18 protein-coding genes are annotated in these 20,655 nt (G+C 57.5%); 4 read left to right on the plus strand and 14 right to left on the minus strand.

Translation table 11 applies throughout. The annotated features are described in order from the left end of the window. Positions 1-241: 241 nt before the first annotated feature. The 11 genes from GA0061103_RS30280 to GA0061103_RS30330 all read right to left on the minus strand — a co-directional run bounded on the left by GA0061103_RS30280 (position 242) and on the right by GA0061103_RS30330 (position 13,376). Positions 242-1,228 (minus strand): helix-turn-helix transcriptional regulator, encoded by a 987-nt coding sequence (locus tag GA0061103_RS30280; protein WP_139187126.1) that lies wholly within the window; start codon positions 1,226-1,228, stop codon positions 242-244. A gap of 196 nt (positions 1,229-1,424) precedes the next feature. Further along, a complete protein-coding gene (locus GA0061103_RS30285) occupies positions 1,425-2,312 on the minus strand; it encodes a PfkB family carbohydrate kinase (RefSeq protein ID WP_092587974.1) in 888 nt (295 codons plus the stop codon). Next, entirely contained in the window at positions 2,309-3,184 is an 876-nt protein-coding gene (locus tag GA0061103_RS30290; protein ID WP_092587975.1) for a MurR/RpiR family transcriptional regulator, read from the minus strand. The genes GA0061103_RS30285 and GA0061103_RS30290 overlap by 4 nt, the downstream gene beginning before the upstream one ends. A 10-nt stretch (positions 3,185-3,194) precedes the next feature. Continuing rightward, entirely contained in the window at positions 3,195-4,169 is a 975-nt protein-coding gene (locus GA0061103_RS30295; RefSeq protein ID WP_092587976.1) for an ABC transporter permease, read from the minus strand. A 17-nt stretch (positions 4,170-4,186) separates the two neighbouring features. Beyond that, on the minus strand, positions 4,187-5,713 hold the full coding sequence (locus GA0061103_RS30300; RefSeq protein WP_092587977.1) for a sugar ABC transporter ATP-binding protein: 1,527 nt from the start codon (positions 5,711-5,713) through the stop codon (positions 4,187-4,189). Positions 5,714-5,773: 60 nt separating this feature from the next. Then, positions 5,774-6,838 (minus strand): sugar ABC transporter substrate-binding protein, encoded by a 1,065-nt coding sequence (locus GA0061103_RS30305; RefSeq protein ID WP_092718259.1) that lies wholly within the window; start codon positions 6,836-6,838, stop codon positions 5,774-5,776. A 92-nt stretch (positions 6,839-6,930) separates the two neighbouring features. Beyond that, on the minus strand, positions 6,931-7,902 hold the full coding sequence (locus GA0061103_RS30310; protein ID WP_167376674.1) for a sugar phosphate isomerase/epimerase family protein: 972 nt from the start codon (positions 7,900-7,902) through the stop codon (positions 6,931-6,933). Between the two features lie 515 nt (positions 7,903-8,417). Then, a complete protein-coding gene (locus tag GA0061103_RS30315) occupies positions 8,418-9,371 on the minus strand; it encodes a carbohydrate ABC transporter permease (protein ID WP_425349564.1) in 954 nt (317 codons plus the stop codon). 10 nt (positions 9,372-9,381) lie between these two features. Continuing rightward, positions 9,382-10,506, minus strand: a complete 1,125-nt coding sequence (locus GA0061103_RS30320; protein WP_092718265.1) for a carbohydrate ABC transporter permease — start codon at positions 10,504-10,506, stop codon at positions 9,382-9,384. A 74-nt stretch (positions 10,507-10,580) separates the two neighbouring features. Next, complete coding sequence (locus tag GA0061103_RS30325) at positions 10,581-12,218, minus strand: ABC transporter substrate-binding protein (RefSeq protein ID WP_210263338.1); 1,638 nt, start codon at positions 12,216-12,218, stop codon at positions 10,581-10,583. Between the two features lie 96 nt (positions 12,219-12,314). Further along, a complete protein-coding gene (locus GA0061103_RS30330; protein ID WP_280949807.1) occupies positions 12,315-13,376 on the minus strand; it encodes an ABC transporter ATP-binding protein in 1,062 nt (353 codons plus the stop codon). A gap of 360 nt (positions 13,377-13,736) precedes the next feature. Between GA0061103_RS30330 and GA0061103_RS30335 the strand changes: the two genes are divergently transcribed. Further along, positions 13,737-14,177 (plus strand): RbsD/FucU family protein, encoded by a 441-nt coding sequence (locus GA0061103_RS30335; protein ID WP_092718272.1) that lies wholly within the window; start codon positions 13,737-13,739, stop codon positions 14,175-14,177. 364 nt (positions 14,178-14,541) lie between these two features. On the opposite strand, the gene GA0061103_RS30340 is transcribed toward GA0061103_RS30335, so the two are convergent. Together GA0061103_RS30340 and GA0061103_RS30350 are read right to left on the minus strand one after the other, a co-directional pair. Further along, positions 14,542-14,823 (minus strand): ATP-binding protein, encoded by a 282-nt coding sequence (locus tag GA0061103_RS30340; protein ID WP_342588007.1) that lies wholly within the window; start codon positions 14,821-14,823, stop codon positions 14,542-14,544. Between the two features lie 609 nt (positions 14,824-15,432). Continuing rightward, positions 15,433-16,290 carry an AraC family transcriptional regulator gene (locus GA0061103_RS30350; RefSeq protein WP_245304909.1) on the minus strand — a complete coding sequence of 286 codons (858 nt, stop codon included), beginning with the start codon at positions 16,288-16,290 and terminating at the stop codon, positions 15,433-15,435. Between the two features lie 92 nt (positions 16,291-16,382). On the opposite strand from GA0061103_RS30350, the gene GA0061103_RS30355 reads away from it, so the two are divergent. Next, positions 16,383-17,375, plus strand: a complete 993-nt coding sequence (locus GA0061103_RS30355; protein ID WP_092718279.1) for an amidohydrolase family protein — start codon at positions 16,383-16,385, stop codon at positions 17,373-17,375. Between the two features lie 292 nt (positions 17,376-17,667). Here the strand turns inward: GA0061103_RS30355 and GA0061103_RS30360 are convergent, their stop codons facing one another. Next, positions 17,668-18,246: a TetR/AcrR family transcriptional regulator gene (locus GA0061103_RS30360; protein ID WP_092718282.1), complete on the minus strand. Its 579-nt coding sequence runs from the start codon at positions 18,244-18,246 to the stop codon at positions 17,668-17,670. 123 nt (positions 18,247-18,369) lie between these two features. On the opposite strand from GA0061103_RS30360, the gene GA0061103_RS30365 reads away from it, so the two are divergent. Both GA0061103_RS30365 and GA0061103_RS30370 read left to right on the plus strand, forming a co-directional pair. Then, complete coding sequence (locus GA0061103_RS30365) at positions 18,370-19,692, plus strand: NtaA/DmoA family FMN-dependent monooxygenase (protein WP_092718285.1); 1,323 nt, start codon at positions 18,370-18,372, stop codon at positions 19,690-19,692. Continuing rightward, positions 19,574-20,479, plus strand: coding sequence for an NADPH-dependent F420 reductase (locus GA0061103_RS30370; RefSeq protein WP_245304911.1), 906 nt, complete (start codon positions 19,574-19,576; stop codon positions 20,477-20,479). Before GA0061103_RS30365 ends, GA0061103_RS30370 begins: the two co-directional genes overlap by 119 nt. The last annotated feature ends 176 nt before the right edge of the window (positions 20,480-20,655 follow it).

Raw genomic sequence — 20,655 nt, forward strand, 5'->3', positions numbered from 1 at the left:
GCCGTCAGATGGCTTAGGAGAACGACGAAAGATCCAAACCGGCTGCATCTCGAAACGAGGCTGGGAAAGCATCCCTTCGCTGTCCTGCGAGACACAATAGAGGCCCCAATTGGTTGACAGAATTATACCGTCTACCAAAGCCGTTAAACTGCATTGCGCAGATAGGACGAACTTGCGCAATTTGAATAAATGGCAGCCGATCTACTTCCCACGCGCAGCGATTAACTGGGAGAGGCCGATCTTACTTTCGCGGCAAAGCCGCCTTACGTATAGCTAGCGGATTTTGGCCGTAGCGAAGGCGTATATGCGCGGCAAACTTGCCCGGATTTGAAAATCCCCACCGTCTTGCGATCTCATCCACGGTAACTGAGGGTGCTTCCGTCAGGAGATCCTTATGCGCGCGCTCAAGGCGGATTGCAAAAAGATAAGCCATCGGGCTGACACCAAGATATTTCCGAAACCCAAGCTGCAACGTACGAACGCTCGCTCCCGCAGCCGACGAAAGGTCCTCCAGAGTGATCCTCTGTAGAGCTCGGGCATTCATCCATGCGATGGCCCGCTTGATGTAGTAAGGTCTTGCGACATGTTGATGTGAGCGGGCATTATCCGTTGGCCAGCATTCTATGAACAGTGCGAGGAATGCTTCAATGAGCAAATGCGTGCCAATTGACACCTCCCCCTGCCGCTCCTCGCTTCCGGACGTTACCAAAAGTGTTGCCAACTGCCTCAGACGCTGAATCTTGATCTCATTGCAATCAACCACGGATCGTAACGCGGTTAGGTCGGCAGACAGTATGGAAAATTCGTCGGCAATAAGTCTAGAAAGGCGTGCTTCCTGAATCGAAACAACCACCTGTTTGGACTGTGGGCTCCAAACGGTGTGGTGGGCCTTATAATTCCGCAAAAGATAAGCTTGGCCGGCACTTGCCGCTACCGTTTCACAGTTCGTCGTGGACGTACATTGGCCCGCATCGATAAAGTGCAGCTCAAAGCGCTTGTCTGGAGTTTGCTCGGCACGGAACGCAAATCCAGATGAAGACCATTCGTTCCAAAAGTGGAGTTCTCCCACTCGCACAATCTCGACCGAATGTTCAAACCGCGTGACACCGTCTAGGAAGGAGTATCGCACCGGCATCAGTACGTCTGAAATAGCCTCACTCGAGAATCCGGGATCGGAACTTGAAAACGCGAACAAATTCGGGGCAGATTCGGGTTTTCTCGAGTTCACCGTCGGCCCCCCTGATTTTGGACAAATGTACCCTCAAGCCGCCGAGCTTTCGCTCGCTGCCTTGTAAGCGCGCAAGAGATTTTCTGGCTTACAGTCTGTGGCGATATCGAGGTCTCAAGCCACCCTTCTTCAGAACTGCAGCATAAGCCGTCATCACGCCATCTTTTCCCGCAGGAAGATGTCTGACTCTACATGGTCAGTCGCGATCAGTTTCCTTTGTTGCAACCAGTTTCGCCGCGGCCTCATTCGCTCTGGCCAAGGCGTTCTTCATTGCTGTTCCCACGGCCAGTTCGGCTGCAAGAACGCCGATAAATTCGTCACCTGCTCCGTGTGTGCTTTCTACCTTGATCTTCAAACCCTCGATCACAATCTCGCTTCCCTCACTGTTGGCATAGGCCACACCCGCGCCGCCGGCGGTGACCACGACCTCGGGGAAGATCCGCACAAGTGCGCGCGCAGCCTCAAGCGCGCCACCGAGTGTCTCGACCACGGGGACTCCTGCCAGCGTTTCGGCCTCGATGGCATTCACGACGATGATATCGATAAGTGGTTGTAGCTCGTTCGACAGGGCGCGCGCGGGTGCGGCATTAATCAACACACGACCGCCAGCAAGTTTTATAGCTTTTGCTGCCGCGATATTGGCCGCATCCGGAATCTCGTTTTGCAAAACCAGAATTGTTGTCCTACCAAGCAGTTCGCCCGCTGCCTCGACATCTTGATGGCCGAGCGTCAGGTTGCTCCCCGACACGATAACGGCGCCATAGTCCCCCTCGGCGTCGAAAATTGCGACGCTCATGCCCGTCGACTGTGATGCGTCACGCCGGACGAACGTGTGATCGACATGTCTTCGATGAAGGTTGGAAATCAGGAAGCGTCCAAAATCGTCGTCGGCGACCGCTCCGATCATCGAGGTGGGAACCCCTCTCCGAGCAGCCGAAACGGCTTGATTGCCTCCCTTCCCGCCGAATTTTGGGTGCCAGGACGTCCCGGCGACGGTTTCGCCCTTACGAGGGCGAGCCGGCCCAAAGACGGCTATATCATAGTGAAGGCTGCCGAAAACGGTGACGAGGGGCGAAGATGTCATGGAAGGCGATCTTTTCGTTTGGATTTGACGGCTGACATTGTGCGTTCGAGGTTGCGTTCGGCAGCTTGGTAGTCGCGCTGGGCAACGGCTACGAAGACCGCATCAAGAATGTTGAGCTGGGCAATACGTGCCGCCGCATTTTCCCCCATCAGCGGCGACCCTTGCGCCGTAGAACACAGAACCACGTCGGCGGACTGGGCGAGCGCCGAGGAATCGTAATTGGTGACGGCGATGGTCCTCGCACCATTCCGGCGGGCAAGTTGGAGCGCTTCGATCACCGCGGTCGTATTGCCGGAATGGGAGAAGCCGACAGCGATATCACCCTCGCCCAGCAGCGACGCCGACATCAACATAAGATGCGAATCGTCGAACACGTTGGCGCGAACACCGATTCGCAAGAATTTATGCGCCACGTCGCGCGCGATCTGGGCCGAGCCGCCCACCCCGTAAAAATCGCGGGTCACCGCTTTACGGATGAGATCGGCAGCACGGTCGAATGCTGCCATGTCGAGAATGGCAAGAGTTTCCTCGAGCGCGTGGATCGAGGTTCGAAAAACCTTCTGCACGATTTCCAGCGATGTATCGTCTACTGACAGCTCCTGATGCATTTCGGCCGTCGGTTGCTGGTTGTACTGGCTCACCGCGAAGCGAAAGTCCCGGAAGCCGGAAAAGCCGAGCTTCTTGGTGATCTTCACCACCATGGCCTCCGACACTCCGGCATCTTCAGCGATCTGCTTAAGCGAGGTTTCGTCGCTGAAGTCGCGCATGGCGAAGACGGTATCGACCACTTTTGCTTCGAGCGGCGTGAGCAGCGGCATCATCATCCGGATGCGTGGGCCCACTGCTTTCATGTCGAAGCTTTCAGTGTTCATTCTCGTCCCCTTATTCCCGTCCGCGTGTGGCGCGATCGATCATCATCGCGACGAGGATTATAAGGCCGGTTGCGAGCAGTTGATAGAAGGCTTGCACGTTCATCAGAGTCAAACCATTACGCATCGCGCCGAGGATAATTGCACCAAGGATGGTCCCGAAAATGCTACCCTTGCCGCCCATCAGAGATGCTCCACCGATCGCTGCAGCTGCAATCGCATCAAGCTCCCAAAGATTGCCGAGGATTGGCTCTGCGGCACCCAGACGACCGATCAGAATCAATGATGCAAGAGCTGCCAGACCACCGGAGATGACATAGGCGGTGATTTTTGTACGGGCGATTGGAACGCCTGCCACATATGCGGCCTCCTCGTTGCCGCCAACAGCCATCAAATATTCGCCAATGGGCGTCTTCTTGAGCAGGATCCAGGCAGTGAGGGCAACAACGGCCACGATGGCGACGGGCGCTGGAATACCCACAATGCTGCTATTGAACAGAGACCGGAAATCTGCCGGAATGCCGAGAACCGGATTGCCGCCCGTGTAAATGAGCGCGATGGCGCGATAGGTGCTCAGGGTCCCAAGCGTCACGATGAAGGGCTGCAGGCCAACATAGGCCACAAGCACGCCATTGATGAAGCCGCAGACGACCCCGATGCCCAATCCTGCAAGGATGGCTAGCGGGACAGGGGTGCCGGCAAGCAGAAGGGTCGCGGTGATGACGGCGGAGATGGCTGCGGTCGGGCCAACCGACAGGTCGATGCCGCCGGAAATGATAACAAGCGTCATGCCAAGCGCCAGGCACGCGTTGATGCTCGACTGTTGCAGGATGTTGACGAGATTGCGCTCTGACAAAAAGCCTGGAACTAGTGTGGCGAATACCGCCATAATGACGACAAGGCCGATTAATGTTCCCGCATCGCGCAGCGAAAATGAGAAGCGGTGGAAGACCGTCGCGGAGGTGATTTCGGAAGGCGAAGTGGTCATGGAATGTCCTAACAAATTCACGCAGGCTGCGCTGTTTGGCTATCGGCCGCAGCCGAGCTAGCACCCGGTATGGCATGTGCAACTATCTCGGCTTCAGACAGTCGATCGCGAGGAATATCGGCAGCAATCCGCCCCTCCCGCATCACAAGTACGCGGTCGGAGAGCCGGATCACTTCTGGAAGTTCTGAAGAAACGACGATGATCGCGTGACCTTCGCTGGCGAGATCCTCAATCAGGCGGTAGATCTCGGACTTGGCGCCGACGTCGATGCCACGGGTTGGCTCGTCGAAGAGAAGGATCTGCGATCTCGCAGCCAGCCAGCGAGCGATAATCGCCTTCTGCTGGTTGCCGCCGCTGAAAAGACGGATCGGGCGATCCAATTGGAATGGCCGCAGATTGACGCGCTTCAACAAGGTTTTCGCTGCTGTGCGAAGTTTTTCAGTGCCTATCATGCCGCCGGACGAGAAACTCGGCAGCGAGGCGAGAGCCATATTATGGGTGACGGAACGCAGAGGAATTATGCCTTCCCGCTTGCGCTCTTCGGGCACCAGACCAATGCCGGCGGCAATCGCCTCCCTCGGACTGGAAAGACTGACATGCTTGCCGTCAATCGCAAGGGAGCCCGCGCTCAGGCGATCGGCACCGGCGATCAATCGCAACAATTCAGTTCGGCCCGAGCCGACAAGGCCAGCAATCCCGAGCACCTCACCTTTGTGAAGAGAAAACGAGACGTCGCGAATCTTTGCCGACGAGGAAAGGTTCCTTGCTTCCAGCTTGATCGTCTTCGTGGCGAACGAATGATGCTCCTCCTGCATCAGCTCGCGTCCGACCATCATGGCGATAACGTCCTTTTCGGAGGCCGCTTTGAGATCGACCATCCCGACAAGCTTGCCGTCACGCATGACGCTGGCTCGCTGGCAGATGTGGAAAACTTCGTCCATCTTATGTGAGACGTAAATGATCGAGACGCCGCTGGCGGAAAGGCTTGCGATGACCTGCGCCAAACGGTCGAATTCGCTCGGCGTCAGGCTCGAGGTTGGTTCGTCCATCGCGATAACCTTCGCCTTGTCGAGCAAGGCGCGGCCGATTTCGACAATCTGGCGCTGTGCCACCTTCAAAGAGGAGATCGGCGCGGCTGGATCAATGCTCTTGTCGAGCATTGACAAAGCTTCGGCCGCGCGCATTTCCTGCTCACGGCGCGAGACGAACAGGCCGCCCATGCGGGTCAGCGATTGTCCGAGGAACATGTTTTGTGCAACGCTTAGATGCGGCACCTGCTGCAATTCCTGATGGATCATCGCGATGCCAGCTTGGCGGGCATCCATAGGCTTCTTGAAGGCCGCAGCCTCACCATCAACGAAAAACGTGCCGGACGTAGGGCGAAAAACGCCGGAGAGGATCCGCAGCAACGTTGATTTTCCGGCGCCGTTTTCGCCAAGCAGCCCGTGAATCTCGCCGGAAGCAATGTTGAAGGAAACATCTGTCAGGGCATTCACCCCCGGAAAGCTCTTCGAAATCGCTTCGAATCTCAGTCTCGGCACCATTTTTTCACCTCCTGGGGGAGAGAGATGCCGACCGGTCGCGGCCGGCATCTGCAACCTCTATTACTTGGCGGCTTTGGCGTCTTCCATAAGAACGGCGCGGACGTCCACACCCTCGCCCTTGTAGCGGTCGAGATTGTCCTTGGTGATGAGCGCCTGAGGGGTTGCAACGACGCGGGGCAACTTCTGGCCGGCGACAAGGCGGAGTGCTGTCTCGAGCGCAACTTCGCCCGTCAGCACCGGGAAGCTGTCGACCGTGCCGGTCAGATCGCCGGCCTTGATCGACGCATAGGCATCCGAAATGCCATCCGTGCCGAACACCGCGACCTTGCCTGCAAGACCGGCGGCCTTGACCGCCTCGACGATGCCCAGCGCCATGCCGTCATTATTAGCATAGAAGCCGATCAAATCGGGATGCTGGTTTAGGATGTTGGTCGCTGCATCATAGGAGGTCTGGCGATCCCAGTTTCCGGGAACGCTGGCCACGACTTGGAACTTGCCGTTCTGCGTGATCGTTGACTTGAAGCCGTCGGTGCGCTGCACGGCAGCGTAGACGCCAGCCTGGCCTTCGACGATCGCCACCTTGCCGCCCTCCGGACGATTTTCGATGAACCACTTGGCGACGCGCACGCCGTTGTCGCGCTGGACGTTGCCGACGTAATGTTCCGCCTGAGGAATTACGGCGTCGTTGACGTTCACGACCGGCACATTGGCGGCTTTGGCCTGCTCGATTACCGGCTGCAGATTGGCGTCCGTCTGCGGTGAGACCAAGAGGACATTGTAGCCCTGAGTGATCAGGCCTTCAGCGATCGTAAGCTGGCCGAGCTGGTCGCCTTCACTTTGTGCTGCTTGATAGACGACAGGCACGCCGACCTTTTTGCCGAACGCTTCGTAGCCTTCACCGAGCGAACGCCAGTATTCGTTTGTCAAGGTCTTGGAAACCGCGCCCGCCTTGGTGCCTTCGGGAAGCTTGGGGAAAGCGCCCAGCTTGGCTTCAAGCTGTGACCAATCCATCCTGTCCTTTTCAGTGTCGGAATTCAACGGGGCGAGGTCCTGTGCCAAGGCAGCACTGACCAGAAAGCTTGCCGCGATGCTGGCAGCGAGGGTCGTCTTCAAAAAGTTCTTCATCGGTTCCTCCCGGGTGTTCAACAAACACGCCTCCGGCGTGCCTTAGGTTACAAAGGGTCTTGGGCTCCAACAAAATCAGGCGTTTGGGCAGCTCAGCCGAGCATCAACTCTTGGATGACGGCCTGAGCGGACACTGCGTCCTGTCGGGCAACCGCGCCGGAAAGCCGATTGTCCTGCTCGAGGCGCTCCACGACAGCAAGCATCCGCTTGACGGTCTGGATATTCACCTCGCATTCGTGCACCGGATCGAGACCGGTCATGTCAGGGAATGTGTCGAAATAGATCGCGCCGTCATAACCATCCTTGCGGATCTGGCGGAGAAGCTCGATCGTTTGCTGAGTATGCACAGCACCGACCATAAGGCCGTCATCGCGCTTGGCGTAGCCATCGTTCAGATGAACGCCGAGGACACGGCTGTGGCGGGCGATCAGTGCCGCGGCAAAGGCAGGCTGTTCATCGGCATAGAGCACATGCGCGAAGTCGAGGGTAACGCCAAGATTGGGCATGTCCACGTCCTTGATCGCCAGAAGCGTTGTGGCCGCATCCGGCATAAGGCTAAAGGAGCGTGGCTCATTGGGCTTGTATTCGATACTAATGAGGCAATCCGTATCATGGGCGCAAACTTCACGAATTCCTTCAACTTCGTGTTCCCACAACAAATGGTAGTCCGCCTGGAAAGCATAATCGAAACCGTCCTGACCAAGCCAAAGGGTCATCAAGTTGCTGCCGGCGGCGCGGGCTGCATCAATGCCTTTTTTTGTCAGGTCAATTGCTTCGCGACGAACGATTGGGTCAGGATTGGTGAAGGCACCGATCTTGAAGGCCGGGTTAGTATAATAGCGCATGGCGAAACCATTGATCGCCAGTCCTAGGTCGCCAATCTGGCGCGCCAGGAGCGCTGGATCCGCCGTAACGTGGTCTGGATAATTGAGATCAAGGTCGGTCAGGCCGTCGACCTTTGCAGCACGCGCCGCCATTTGCAACATGGTCGGTTTGCCGGACAGGTTCGGCCACTCGGCCTGTGGCTTGGAAGCAAAAGAGTTCAGGCGGGTAGCGAATTTCAAATTGGTCACGATTTTCAGCTCATTTGGTCGATGGGTTATTACTTCACAAATTAATCCATGTTTGTAAAGTTATAAATGTTGTGCGGTGCACCAATTCGTGAGGACAAGATGCCCGGTGCATGAATTTTCGACTTGCTGCTCGGTGCTGTAGAACTCGTCAAAGCAGGCCCCGGAATCTTGAAAAGTCCGTGGTTGTTTGATCGACCTGCGACAACCGAAGAGGTCGTTGGACATGACCGCTTTGACCTAGGCTCGAGCGGCATTCAGGCTGCTAACCGCTAAGTTTGACGACCATGCCGAAGTAATTGCGGCCTAAGCGGCCGACGCCAAAGAATGGTCAGCTCAATCGAGCGCACAAAAAGTTGCCGACAGGGTATCGCCGGCACCCGTCGTGTCGATGACCGGTCGTCGGGAACGGTCGACACCACGACTAGCGCAGCGCCCTCTGCAGGCATGCGGCATGTCGATATTTTTCGTCCTATGGAAGGTCTTGGTATGGCGGCTCCTCCAGGCTTCTATTTGACTGCGCCCGCAGTCAGGCCTTTGACAATGAAGCGCTCCAGGAAGATTCCGACGAGCACAAGGGGCATGATCGCGGCGGTCGCGATCGCTGCCATCGACCACCAGTTGATCCCCTGCGACCCGGTCTGGCTCGCCACCATTACCGGCAGAGTCTTTGCATTGGAGCTCGTCAGCAAGGCTGCGAAGAAATATTCATTCCAGCAGAGGATCACCGATAGGATGAAAGCCGCCACCATGCCCGGCAGTGCAATCGGTAGGACAATGCGCACAAACGCGCCCCAGATCGAGCATCCATCGACCAAAGCCGCCTGCTCAAGCTCAACCGGAATCGTGTCAAACTGGTCGCGCATGACCCAGATGACGATCGGCAGCACCATCAGCGTATAGACGAGCACGAGGCCGATCAGCGTGTCGAGCAGCATGAGGTTCTTGTAGAGAACAAGAAACGGCATGGCGAGGACAACGGGTGGCAGGATCAACTGCGACAGGAAGAAGAACGAGATGTCCTTGTTCGTCATCCAAAGAAACTTGTATGAAAACCGGCTGAGCCCGTAGGCCGCAAGCGAGCCAATGACGACCGCCAGGAACGAGGCGCCGGCAGAGGCGACGATGCTGTTGAGAAACCGGCGTAGGAACTCGTCGCGCACGGTGGATGGGGAAAGCAGAGTATCGGGCGAGAGGCCGAGCGAGCGCCAGCCCTTCCAGTCGGGCGTAAAATCGATAAAGGGGATGAGGTGCCCCTGCGTGACGTTGACCGCCGTCTTGAACGAGGTCGTGATCGTCCAGTAGATCGGAAACAAGGAAATGAAGGCCCAAAAGATCAGCGCAGCGTAGATCAGCAGGCTGGGCGTCAGGAATCGTGGTCGGCCGGGCCAAAGGCTTCCGTACCGCGACAAAGGGCGCCTCACGGAAGGGCTGGCTGAGGATGTGTCGGTGGCGTTGACCATAGCAGGTGCCTCAGTTGGATCGCTGCATCCATCGGCTGGCACCTTTGAGGATGAGCGCGACGACGATGATGATGACAACGAGGTAAAATTCAGCGAGCATGGTGCCGTAGCCCACGTTCGAGCGGTCGCGATATTCGCGGAAGATGAAGCTCGACACGGTGTCGGTCGCGCCACCCGGCCCCCCTGCCGTCACGTTGATGACGATGTCGGCGAGCTTGAGCTGGAAAATGATGCGCAAGATGACGACGGTCAAGCTGACCGGCAGCATTAGGGGAAAGGTGATCTCCTTGAAACTCTGCCAACCGGAGGCGCCGTCCACCTTCGCCGCTTCCTTCACCTCCGCCGGCAGCGCCTGCAGGCCAGCCAGGAGCAGGATCATCATGAAGGGGATCGATACCCAGGCATCCATCGCCATGATGGAGGTCCGCGCCAGCCAGGGTGTTGCAAAGAAAGCAGGATTGTCCCAGCCGAGGTGGCGGGCGAGCGTGGCCGCCGGACCAAAGCGGTATTCCATCAGCGATTTGCCGATCATCCAGCTAACGGCCACCGGGCTCAGCATCAGCGGTAGCAGGAAGGCCACGCGGAAGAACTTGCGCGCACGGATCTCCGCATTCAGCAATAGAGCAAGCCCGAAGGCGATGGCATATTGCACCAGCACCGACAGGACATAATAGACCATGTTGAGCAGCGCGTTCCAGAAATAGGTGTCCGAAAATAGTGCGCGAAGATTGTCGAGCCCGTTGAAACGACGGCCGGCGACAGCACTCAAGTTCCAGTCCGTGAAGGCGATATAAGCGCCGAAGACGGTAGGAAACACGACCATTGCCACTGTGAAGAGGACCGCTGGCAGCACGAAGACAGCGCGCTGCCCGTCTTCACCACGGATCATGACCTGCGCGGCACATAGCGCACTCGCCCATATAATATAAGCGAAGAGCAGCGGACGCCAGTTGACAAGGCCAATTGATGTTGCACCGGTGGCTTCGAGAACCTGCAGGACGAGCGTCGCAAACAGCAACGTGGTCGCGGCCCACAGTAGTATGCGGCCGCGCCGCGCGCCGCTGATCTGAACCGCCGTTTGCTCGGAACGCGTTGCAGCGGGTGGGATGCCTGCTGGCATTATGGTATGGGACATTGACAAACCTTCGACGCATGCTCTTCAGGCATGGATGAGAGCCAGGCGTCGCGGGCGACGCTTGGCTGTTCAGCTTAGGCCCCGAGCGAGGCCTTGTAGAGCGCGATCTGCTTGTCGCGGCCGAGCTGCTCGGTGATCTTTTCCCAAGCGGCAGCGATTGCATCGGCTCCGGCTTGTGCGCTCGCCTGACCGGCAAAAACCTTCGCCAGTTCGTCTTCGGCCACGCTGTAATACTGGAAGATGCCCGGTATGCGCGGTTCGATGGCCGCATTCGGATGGTTGTAAGAATTCGACTGGGAAGCAAGATAGCTCGAGATGAATGCTTCGTCGTAACCGGCTGCCACCCATTCCTTGATATCGAACTGACTCTTGCGGTAGCATTGGAAGCCGGATGGATACGCCGCAGTCCAAAGAGCAAGATCCTTTCCACCGAGATGGGCTGCCGCACTCCAGGCCGCCTTCTTCTTCTTCTCGTCGCTGTCAACGCGCGCCATTACGTAAACGCCCCAGCCGAGATAGGCCATGTTCGGCGCGTGGTTCGGACCGCTTGCGAGCTTGTCCCACTGGCCGGTCTTGGCGTTGTAGACGTCGTCTGAACCCGGCAGGATATCGAATCCGATTGTATCGCCAACAACCGAGCTGTCGCTGGTGCGGGCGCTGGAGCCTACATCGCCCCACCAGGAGACCATGGAGCCCGTGCCGGCCAGAAACTGCTGGAAGGCGGTCGTGCCCGGATCGGCATTAAGCTGGTCGCCGGCTTCCGACGGCAGGGCGTCGATGACGTCCTGAATTGCGCGAACCCATGCCGGATTGTTGATGCGCGGCTTCATAGTATCCACGTCGAAGAGCCAAGCTTTGTCGTCTGGGTGTTTAGCGTAGGCCGTGGCCCTTGAGCCCAGGAAGTAGAAGCCAAATCCGCCCCACGCCTTTGGTGCATCGAGATAACCGATGGCATCCGCGCCGCCGATCTTCTTGCCTTTGAGAAACTTGGTGGCCTCCTGGACCTTCTGCCAAGTCTTTGGCACCCCCCATTCGCCCTCGTGGCCTTCGTCTTTCCAGGCCTTAGCGAGTGTCTCGTCGGTAAAATAGTCAGTGCGATAATTGAAGTTGTGACAATCGCCATCGACCGAGATGCGGTAGGTCTTACCGTCCCAGGTGCCGACGGGCGCTTTCAGGTAATCGACATAGTCATCCATGTCGATCTGCGCCTTGACCCAATCGGGCATTTCCGACGCCAGTCCCTTGCCACAAACATCGCCCTCAAACGGAGCGCCCATTTCCAGGATGTCAAAATCGACGGTACCCGTGGCAATTGCCTGCTGCAGGCGCGGATTGTAGTCGGCCTGGGCCAGATCGATCCATGTGATCTTGGCACCGGTATAGGCCTCCCACGGCTTCAAGAAACCGCGGAAAAGGACGTTGTGGAGATTCTGGTTATTCAAGCCCATGAAGGAAAGTTCGACGCCCGAGAACTCGCCCTGCTTGACGTTCTTCTTGGTGGCCTCCAGGCACATCTCACCAACTTTCTGCCAGTCGGCGTCCGTTGGCGATCCTTTGCCCACGCCTGGAACCTGCAGAATTTGACCCCGCAACGAGGTGTCCTGTGCGAAGGCTGTGCCGAACGGGCTGATGACACCACCCATGGCGGCAACGGCACCAATACTGGCACTGGTCTTTAAGATAGCGCGCCTGCTCAGGCCGATTGCCATCATTTTCTCGAAATCACTGACTTTCACGTGGTTCTCCTCCCGTTGTTGAACAAATGCCACGGTGTGGCTAAGCCGCTTTCTCCAAAGCGTCTGCAAAATTTACCCGAGCCGCGTTCCGCTCTGTGCATCGAATAGATGTACGCGATCGGCGTTGGGCGTCATCGCGATCAGGTGGTCTGAGGGCTCTTTGACCCGGTCGCGAAATACGCCGATGACCTTCTGCTGTCCGAGCCTGGCAAAAACCTGAGTTTCAGACCCGGTGGATTCCACCACCGACACTTGAGCTTTGACATCACCGCCAAGCGTGAAATGCTCTGGTCGTATGCCATACCAGGCGGGCCGCCCATCTGACCCTGCCGGCACGCGGGCCAGCGGCAATCGAATCCCGTCGTCGGTCTCGAAAAATGGCTGCGCTGCAGCGCGGATGTGGCCCTTGATCAGATTCATCGATGGCGAGCCGATGAAGCCGGCGACAAAGGTGTTGGCGGGATTGTCGTAAAGCGTCATCGGTGCGCCGATCTGCTCCACGTGGCCATCTCTGAGAACCACAATCCGGTCGGCCATGGTCATGGCCTCCACCTGGTCATGCGTCACGTAAATCATGGTTGTTGCTAGCCGACGCTGCAACTCCTTGATCTCAGCGCGCATCTGCACGCGAAGCTTGGCGTCCAGATTGGACAGCGGCTCATCAAACAGGAACACTTTGGGATCACGAACAATCGCCCTGCCCATCGCTACCCGCTGACGCTGGCCGCCGGAAAGCTGCCGGGGATATCTGGCGAGGTAAGGTGCCAGATCGAGGATCTCGGCAGCCTTGCGCACGTGTTCGTCAATATAAGCCTTCGCTTCACCTCGCATTTTCAGTGCGAAGCCCATGTTCTCGGCCACCGTCTTGTGCGGATAGAGGGCATAGCTCTGAAAGACCATAGCGATGTCGCGATCCTTCGGCGGCAGATCGTTAACCACTCTGCCGTCGATCTTGATGTCGCCAGTGCTGATCTGCTCAAGGCCGGCAACCATGCGAAGCAGCGTCGACTTCCCGCAACCGGATGGTCCAACAAGAACGACAAACTCGCCGTCAGGGATTTCGACGGATACCCCATGAATCACCGTCAGGCTGCCATAGGCTTTGCCGACATTGTCGATATTCATTGATGCCAAATTATTCTCCTCAAACGGCGTCGCGCTCTCCTCGCTACTTCCCCTTCCAAAATCCCCTCAACGACGGCGGTGGGAAGCATACGCTTCACCACCGCCGTTCCGAAGATCCTGGGAGGATACCGCCGTACATGAAACTTCACATAATATTGTGATGTTGTAAAGTGTTTCGGCTGATAAGTTGCGTATTTTTTGTGAGCGGTAATCAGTCGCTAATGACAAAGGCAGGCCGGGGGGCATACCGCCGCACTCATCCCCAAACCGGGTGAGAAACCCGAGTCTCGCGTGGCGTGTGATTGCCAACATTACAGAAATGCAATAATTCGTAAAGAATAGAGTGTTGTCGCTCGGGAGGAGAATTGAGTGCTGAAGGGAATTGATCCGGTTTTAAACGCCGAACTGTTGTACGCCTTGATGCTTATGGGACATGGCGATCAATTGGTGCTGTGCGATGTCAATCACCCGGCCCAAACTATTGCTCGGCATACAACCTACGGCCGCCTTATCGACGTTTCCGGATGTGGTCTCGAACGTACTGCGAAAGCTGTTTTGAAACTGTTTCCTCTCGACACGTTCATCACCTCACCGGTCAAGCGCATGCAGGTTGTCGATGACCCAGCTGGTCATATGCCAATTTTCGAGACTATTCAGTCAGTCGTCGATGAGGCCGAAGGTAGGCCTGTGCCCATGGAAGCCTTGGAACGCTTTGCATTTTATGAAGCTGCAAAAGAATCGTTCGCGATTGTAAGAACGTCCGATATGGGGCCGTATGGGTGCTTCATTTTTAGCAAAGGCGTCATTTAACTTACGGCCCGCTAAAGATAACAATCTAAGCGATCTGATAGCGTCGGTAGATGCCTAACCCCCCGGAGATGCGAAGATTGGTGTTAGGCGTGATCGCGTGGATCGGATCGGCTGCCGGGTTAGCATGAGACAGAGTTGTTCCGGGATTGGCGCATGGAACAGGGTGCGCTTGAGGAACACACAGTGGCGCGCCCCGGCCGGCCGTCGACGGCTGATCAGCGGAAGGTGCCGCGTTCGATGCGGTGACCTTGTGCAACGTTCACATCGATCCGAAGTACGCGCGTCGCGATCGCAGATGGGGCCGGTACAGGCGGAAGCCGATCATCTCAAGCGTATTGCCCTACCGGAGAATGCTTTGGCGACTTTAGCCAATCTCATTGACAATGAGCAGTCTCGGTCTGCAGAAGAAGCGAATGCGTTCTTGCAGGCTGCCTCCCTTCCTGACCAGGGCAAGCGAACCGGTCAGTTCGGCTAGCGTGTAAAAGTACACACTCTGGCTTTTGGGGCCTCGACGGCCGAGCGCCGTGGCGAGATAGCGCTTTAACGTTCCCGGTAGGCCGAGGAAATGAACCGCTCGTGACGATCGATGAACCCGAGCTGGGTCGGTGTAAAAACGGATCGCCGATCCTGCGCCAACGATCACCACGTCCGCGGCAATCGCATCGGTAAGTTCGGCAGTTGGCGGCGGCGGCGGCGGCGTAGTTTTTTCCCATAGTCCGTGGATCGCGGGTCATTAAGCGTTGTCACAATCCCTTGAGCACAGGAAGGTCCTAGCCAAGGAGCCCACCTCATACGCTCTGCGGCAGAAAATAATGATTTCGAACAAACTTATTCCCAATCGGAATGACCTACAGTCCGTCGCCACGAGATCTCTCGCAGGCAGCGACAACCCATCGCTTGGAGCGCGTGACATGAGACGCTTCCGGTCGACCTTTTCGGATGAGAGCATAATGCGCGCCGCTACTCGGCATTTCCTCAATCGACGGGGTACCAGCGCACCTTTTTGCAAATGCTTCTCGATTATCGCCTCCCAGCCGAGGCGAACACCCTCTCCTTCAAAGGTGGTGGTGACAGCATCCATTCAGTAGTTGCTATGGGTACGACTGCGCATCGATCTGCTCCCCGAACGCGTAGTTTGCCCAATCAGACCAGCTTGCCAGGATTCCCGCCCCTGCTGTCATCCGTGACGAGATGGCGATCGTTGTCGGAAGGACCTTGCAAATGGTCTCTGCGTGTGACCGTCTCTGGCGGGATCCTAGTATTCTGGTTTGCTGGCGTTACTCCTGAGCTTCCGCGGATCGGCAACTGTGCGGTCGAAGTAGCGTGACGGTGTTGTTCCCAAGGCCTTACGAAACATTGTTATAAAGGAAGTCGCTGACTCGTAGCCAAGGGCGTCGGAGACTTGCTGTACGGGCACTCCGTCGGACAGCTTAGAGAGCGCAACAAGCAGATGGAGCTGCTGCCGCCATCGCCCGAACGACATCCCCGTTTCCCGGACGACCAAACGGGCTAGCGTTCGCTCACTGGTCGCAGTCCGTCCGGACCATTCGGCCAGCGTCGTTCGGTCGGCCGGATGCGCCATCAACGCCTCCTGGATAGCCACCATCTTGGGATGGGATGAAACAGGGAGTCTCAGTCCGCCCGTCGGCATCCCCTCCAGCTCTCTCAACAGTACCTTCATCAGAAGAAGTACGTGCTCGCCGGTGTCGTTTCCTACGGTCGTGCCAGCAAGGCGCAGGACTATCTCCCTCACCAGTGGGGTGATCTCGAGGGTGCAACAGTGCTCCGGCAGGCAGGCGGCATCCTGCTTGACAAACAGGATGCATAAGCGCGAGTGCGGAGATGCGGGGCTGCGATGTCGAAGGCCGGCCGGAACCCATACGGCGCATCCGGAGGGGACGATCCATATCGAGCCGGGAACGTGGCACATGACTGCACCGCTCAGGGCTATAATGAGTTGCCCACTCGCGTGCTCGTGCAGCGGCAGCTCAGCCCAGTGCTGATCGTACCCGACAAGCAACGCCATCGCGGGTGTTGCGAACTCGACATCCCATGCGGCTGCCGACGGCGCCCGAAGAGGTATTATTGGCATATTTTCGATATCAGTAGTCATTCTGGAGCGTATCACGCCAACGATGGAAGCAGTACTAACGACGTCTGCGGGTATCTTCAACCTTAGCGCCGTCGAATGGAGAGAATGACATCATGCGTATTGTTGCTTTAGAGGAGCATGTAATGCTCCCCGAAATGACCCAACGGATTCCAGCTTCGATTGCCGTAGACGCTGGCTGGGTGCCATCGGGTGGGCATTGGGGGCCTGGACCTCTCAACGAGGCACTGGGCGATATACAGGATGGGCGCATCGATGCCATGAATCAGGCAGGGGTAACCCTGCAAGTGCTGTCTGTCATAGGTCCGGGTGCCGAATTGCTTGCCGGAGAAGAAGGCATAAGCTTCGCGCGTGATTACAACGATCGACTTGCCGCGGCGGTTGAAAGGCATCCAGATCATTTTGCGGCATTCGCTCACTTGCCTATGAAAGAACCAGCCGCTGCCGCGGACGAACTGGAGCGGTGCGTGGAAAAGCTCGGTTTTCGTGGTGCCTCTATCAATGGGACCACGGATGGTCTGTTCCTGGACGACCCGCGGTTCGCGCCGATCCTGTCACAGGCCGAGGCGCTCGCCTGTCCGCTATATATTCATCCCGGCCCCCCTCCACGTGCAGTGCGGGACGTTTATTATGGTGGATTGCCAAGCGAAATCTCATCATATCTGCTGTCGAACGCCGGCTTTGGCTGGCATTCAGAAGTAGCGATTCAAATTCTTCGCCTGGTGCTGTCCGGCGCACTCGACCGGAATCCAGGACTGAAGCTGATCATTGGTCACATGGGCGAGTTGCTGCCGATGCTGCTCAAACGCGTTGACGAGACTTTCGGAACGGTAGCGGAAACAGGACGGCAGCGTACCGTATCTGAGACTATTCTGGATCAGGTGTGGATTACGACCAGTGGCTTCTTCGACACGTCTGCTTTTCTTGCCGCGCTGACCGCATTCGGCACGGATCGCATCCTGTTTTCAATCGATTATCCCTACGCCACGAACGGCGCTGGCGTGGCGTTTCTGAACAACCTACCTGTCTCCAAGGCCGACAGAGCACGAATCGCCCACGGAAACGCCGACTCTCTACTCGGCCTATGAAACCCTCGATCAAGGAGCCGAACCGGTCGGCCCTTGATCAAATATGACGACCCGAAGGGGCCGTTGTGTGCAACAGTAGACGAGATTCGCGTATCTACCTCCAGCAAAGGAAGTCGACAGATCTCTCCTAAAACACGAATATCACAGAGGTCAGCATGGGACGCTAACGTGCCAGCAACCTAGTCTGATCGCCATTGCCGCACGTCATGCCGCGCGGGATACGATCGACCGTCCACATGGTATCCGTCATGAAGCACCTCTCGATGGAAATTGATTAGCGGACGACCGATTGTTATTTTCGCTCCAGCCAGCCGTTTCGCAGAACGTCGCTAAGCACGTCCCGCGTATCTTCCTCTGCGAGCGAGGCTCCGCTTGCCCACGCAATCGCCAGTGCCCCCAAAAAAATATCCCGGCCGGTCACCGTTCGACGTGCGACCCCGCTTTGCTGTGCAGCATTCAGGATGCGCTCGGTCGTGGCGGTGACGGCATGGCAGGTAGGGGTGAGCGGAGACTCTTGACGGCACGCCGCGCGTAACGGCTCAGGCAATCCCTCATAAGCCACCATCCAGTCTCCCAAAGCGTCAATCCAGCGCTCGAGCACACGAGCTGGATCCGAATCCTGCGCTTCTATCTCGACGCGACGACGGTCCAATGCTTCATAATGATCAACCAGGAGCGCGGCGAGTAGAGCGTCCTTGTTCGGAAAATGGCGGTAGAGCGTGCCCGGCCCCACCTCGGCCAGCTTTGCGACAGCATCCATCGACACGTCAACACCGTTTGTTCGAAACGCCTGCCTGGCCACGTCGAGTATGTGAGCCCGGTTGTGTCGGGCGTCTCTGCGAGGCGCAGACGATTTCGGCAACATTTCCATATTTAACCTATAACACTTGATTATCGGAGACACTCTCCGTATATGACAACGGAAGCGGAGATACTCTCCATATAGCGTACCACAGACCTATTTAACAGGTTGTTCGGCGGGAACGAGGATAGAATGACGAGACAGATGATAATTGGGATGCATCTGGGCAACGGTTACGGGAACCTCCCTGGCGCCTGGCGCGCATCCTCAGTGGATCCCACGAGTTATACAAGTTTCGATGCTAAGGTAAGGCACGCTCAGGCTGCTGAGCGGGGCAAGCTCCAGTTCCTGTTCCTTCCAGACGGCCCCACCCATGTCGCGGATATCGCCAATGAGCCGCCGAACTTCAACCTCGATGTGATGCTGACCTTGGCGGCCGTCGCGCGCGAAACCAGTCGGATTGGTCTCATCGCCACCGGCTCGACGACGTTCAACGAACCGTTCAACCTGGCGCGCCAGTTTAAAGCGCTGGACATTATGAGCCACGGACGGACAGGTTGGAATGCTGTCACTTCGAGCGGCGAAGACGTTGCTGCAAATTACGGAAGACGCCTGCCGTCCAGCTCGGATCGCTATGGACGGGCACATGAGACTGTCCAGCTGGTACAAGCGCTTTGGGGCAGCTGGGGCAAGGATGCCTGGGTGCACGACAAGGCAACGGGCCGGTTCGCGAATGCCGAACAGGTGGTTCCAATCAACATGGGGGGCGAGTTCGTCGCCGCGCGTGGGCCCTTGCACATTCCGCCTTCCGAGCAGGGGCAACCCGTCATTTTCCACGCCGGCGGCAGTCCGAACGCTATTGAGTTAGCCGGCCGTTATGCCAGTGGCGTCATCGGCGCTGCGTTCACGATCGATGACGCGCACGCACAGCGCGCTGCTTTCCGTACTGCGGCCGAACGCGCGGGGCGGGATCCGGACGAGCTCAAGTTCTTCGCCGGGCTCATGACGACGATCGCCTACGATCGACGGGAAGGTCTCGATCGCCGAATTGCATTGAGTGAACGCACCTTCCCTCAACGGGCGGCGTATCTCGGTCATATGCTCGGCGTGCGCCTTAATCCTGCTCGGCTCGACGAGCCATTATCGCCCGACCAGTTGGCCAAGGCGCGTCCATCGCCTGGCGATCCACGCTCGGCCCATGCGCTGAAGGTTGTACGCGAAGGTTGGACTATACGCGACGTTCTTGCACACGGCGTTATCGACTACCATCCGGTCATTGTTGGACCCGCCATCGAGGCCGCTGACCACATGCAGGAGTGGTTCGAAGCAGACGCCGTCGATGGCTTCTGGGTTTCACCGGACATCTATGACGACGGGATAAACGCCTTCGTCGACGGTGTGGTGCCGATCCTGCAGGATCGCGGGCTGTTCCACCGGGATTATAACGGCGTCACCTTGCGCGAACATCTGGGCGCTCCGGCACAATACGGAACCGACCCGCGCGTTACGCAGTGACGTCAATAACTATCGACAGGCACACATTCATCGAAAGGATATGGACATGAAAATCGGCATTATCGGCGCTGGAAACATCGGTGCTACAATAGCGAAAAAACTGGCAGGAGCCGGGCACACGGTCAAGCTGGCGGGCTCGAAGGGGCCCGAGGACATCCGCGAGAAAGCTGAGGAGATCGGCACTATTCCGGTCGCCGCTGAGGATGCGGTCAAGGACGTTGAGGCAATTATCCTCTCGATCCCGTTCGCGCAGATCCCTAATATCGCTGGCCTGTTTGCACATCTACCGGCGGATGTCGTCGTGATCGACACCGGTAACTACTATCCCTTCCGCGATGGCAACATTGCGGTGATCGATGAGGGCAAGCCGGAAAGCGTCTGGTCGAGCGAACAGCTTGGTCGGCCGGTGATCAAGGCGTTTAACGCGCTTCTCGCTGAAACGCTTACCAATGGAGGCACCCCAGAGGGCACAGTCAACCGCATCGCGATACCGGTTGCGGGCGATGACGCACGTGGAAAAGCGATTGCAAGTAAACTGGTGAACGAAACCGGCTTCGATGCGCTGGATGCCGGAGATCTCGCAAATTCCTGGCGCCAGCAGCCAGGCACGCCCGCCTATTGCACGGAACTAGCGCTGCCCGAACTCAGGGACGCGCTGTCCAAAGCCAACCAGGCGAGCGCGCCGAAGAACCGCGATGTGCTCATCAAGAGCTTTATGGAAGAGACGTCGCCGCTCAGTCACGGGCAGATTGTTGCCCGCAATCGTGAAGTCACTGCCCCAAAGTGATCCCCTGCGCCGATCGGGAGGCAGCGAGCGCCCCCGCCTTCCCGATCGTAAATCGAGAGTAAGGTAGCAGACGTGTAAATCGGGCCCCCTGCCTCCGGCCGGGCCTGTTGCAAACTTTCAGTGATGTCCGCATGACCCCAAAGCGGCGGAAATTTCTCCGGTAATCGTCAACACGC

This window comes from Martinezella multihospitum, assembly GCF_900094585.1.
Lineage (GTDB): Bacteria > Pseudomonadota > Alphaproteobacteria > Rhizobiales > Rhizobiaceae > Rhizobium > Rhizobium multihospitium.

Coding starts and splice junctions, on each gene's coding strand:
- GA0061103_RS30285 (WP_092587974.1), bottom strand. CDS start 2,312: ATGACATCTTCGCCCCTCGTCACCGTTTTCGGCAGCCTTCACTATGAT.
- GA0061103_RS30290 (WP_092587975.1), bottom strand. CDS start 3,184: ATGAACACTGAAAGCTTCGACATGAAAGCAGTGGGCCCACGCATCCGG.
- GA0061103_RS30295 (WP_092587976.1), bottom strand. CDS start 4,169: ATGACCACTTCGCCTTCCGAAATCACCTCCGCGACGGTCTTCCACCGC.
- GA0061103_RS30300 (WP_092587977.1), bottom strand. CDS start 5,713: ATGGTGCCGAGACTGAGATTCGAAGCGATTTCGAAGAGCTTTCCGGGG.
- GA0061103_RS30305 (WP_092718259.1), bottom strand. CDS start 6,838: ATGAAGAACTTTTTGAAGACGACCCTCGCTGCCAGCATCGCGGCAAGC.
- GA0061103_RS30315 (WP_425349564.1), bottom strand. CDS start 9,371: ATGGTCAACGCCACCGACACATCCTCAGCCAGCCCTTCCGTGAGGCGC.
- GA0061103_RS30320 (WP_092718265.1), bottom strand. CDS start 10,506: ATGTCCCATACCATAATGCCAGCAGGCATCCCACCCGCTGCAACGCGT.
- GA0061103_RS30325 (WP_210263338.1), bottom strand. CDS start 12,218: ATGATGGCAATCGGCCTGAGCAGGCGCGCTATCTTAAAGACCAGTGCC.
- GA0061103_RS30350 (WP_245304909.1), bottom strand. CDS start 16,290: ATGACTACTGATATCGAAAATATGCCAATAATACCTCTTCGGGCGCCG.
- GA0061103_RS30355 (WP_092718279.1), top strand. CDS start 16,383: ATGCGTATTGTTGCTTTAGAGGAGCATGTAATGCTCCCCGAAATGACC.
- GA0061103_RS30360 (WP_092718282.1), bottom strand. CDS start 18,246: ATGGAAATGTTGCCGAAATCGTCTGCGCCTCGCAGAGACGCCCGACAC.
- GA0061103_RS30365 (WP_092718285.1), top strand. CDS start 18,370: ATGACGAGACAGATGATAATTGGGATGCATCTGGGCAACGGTTACGGG.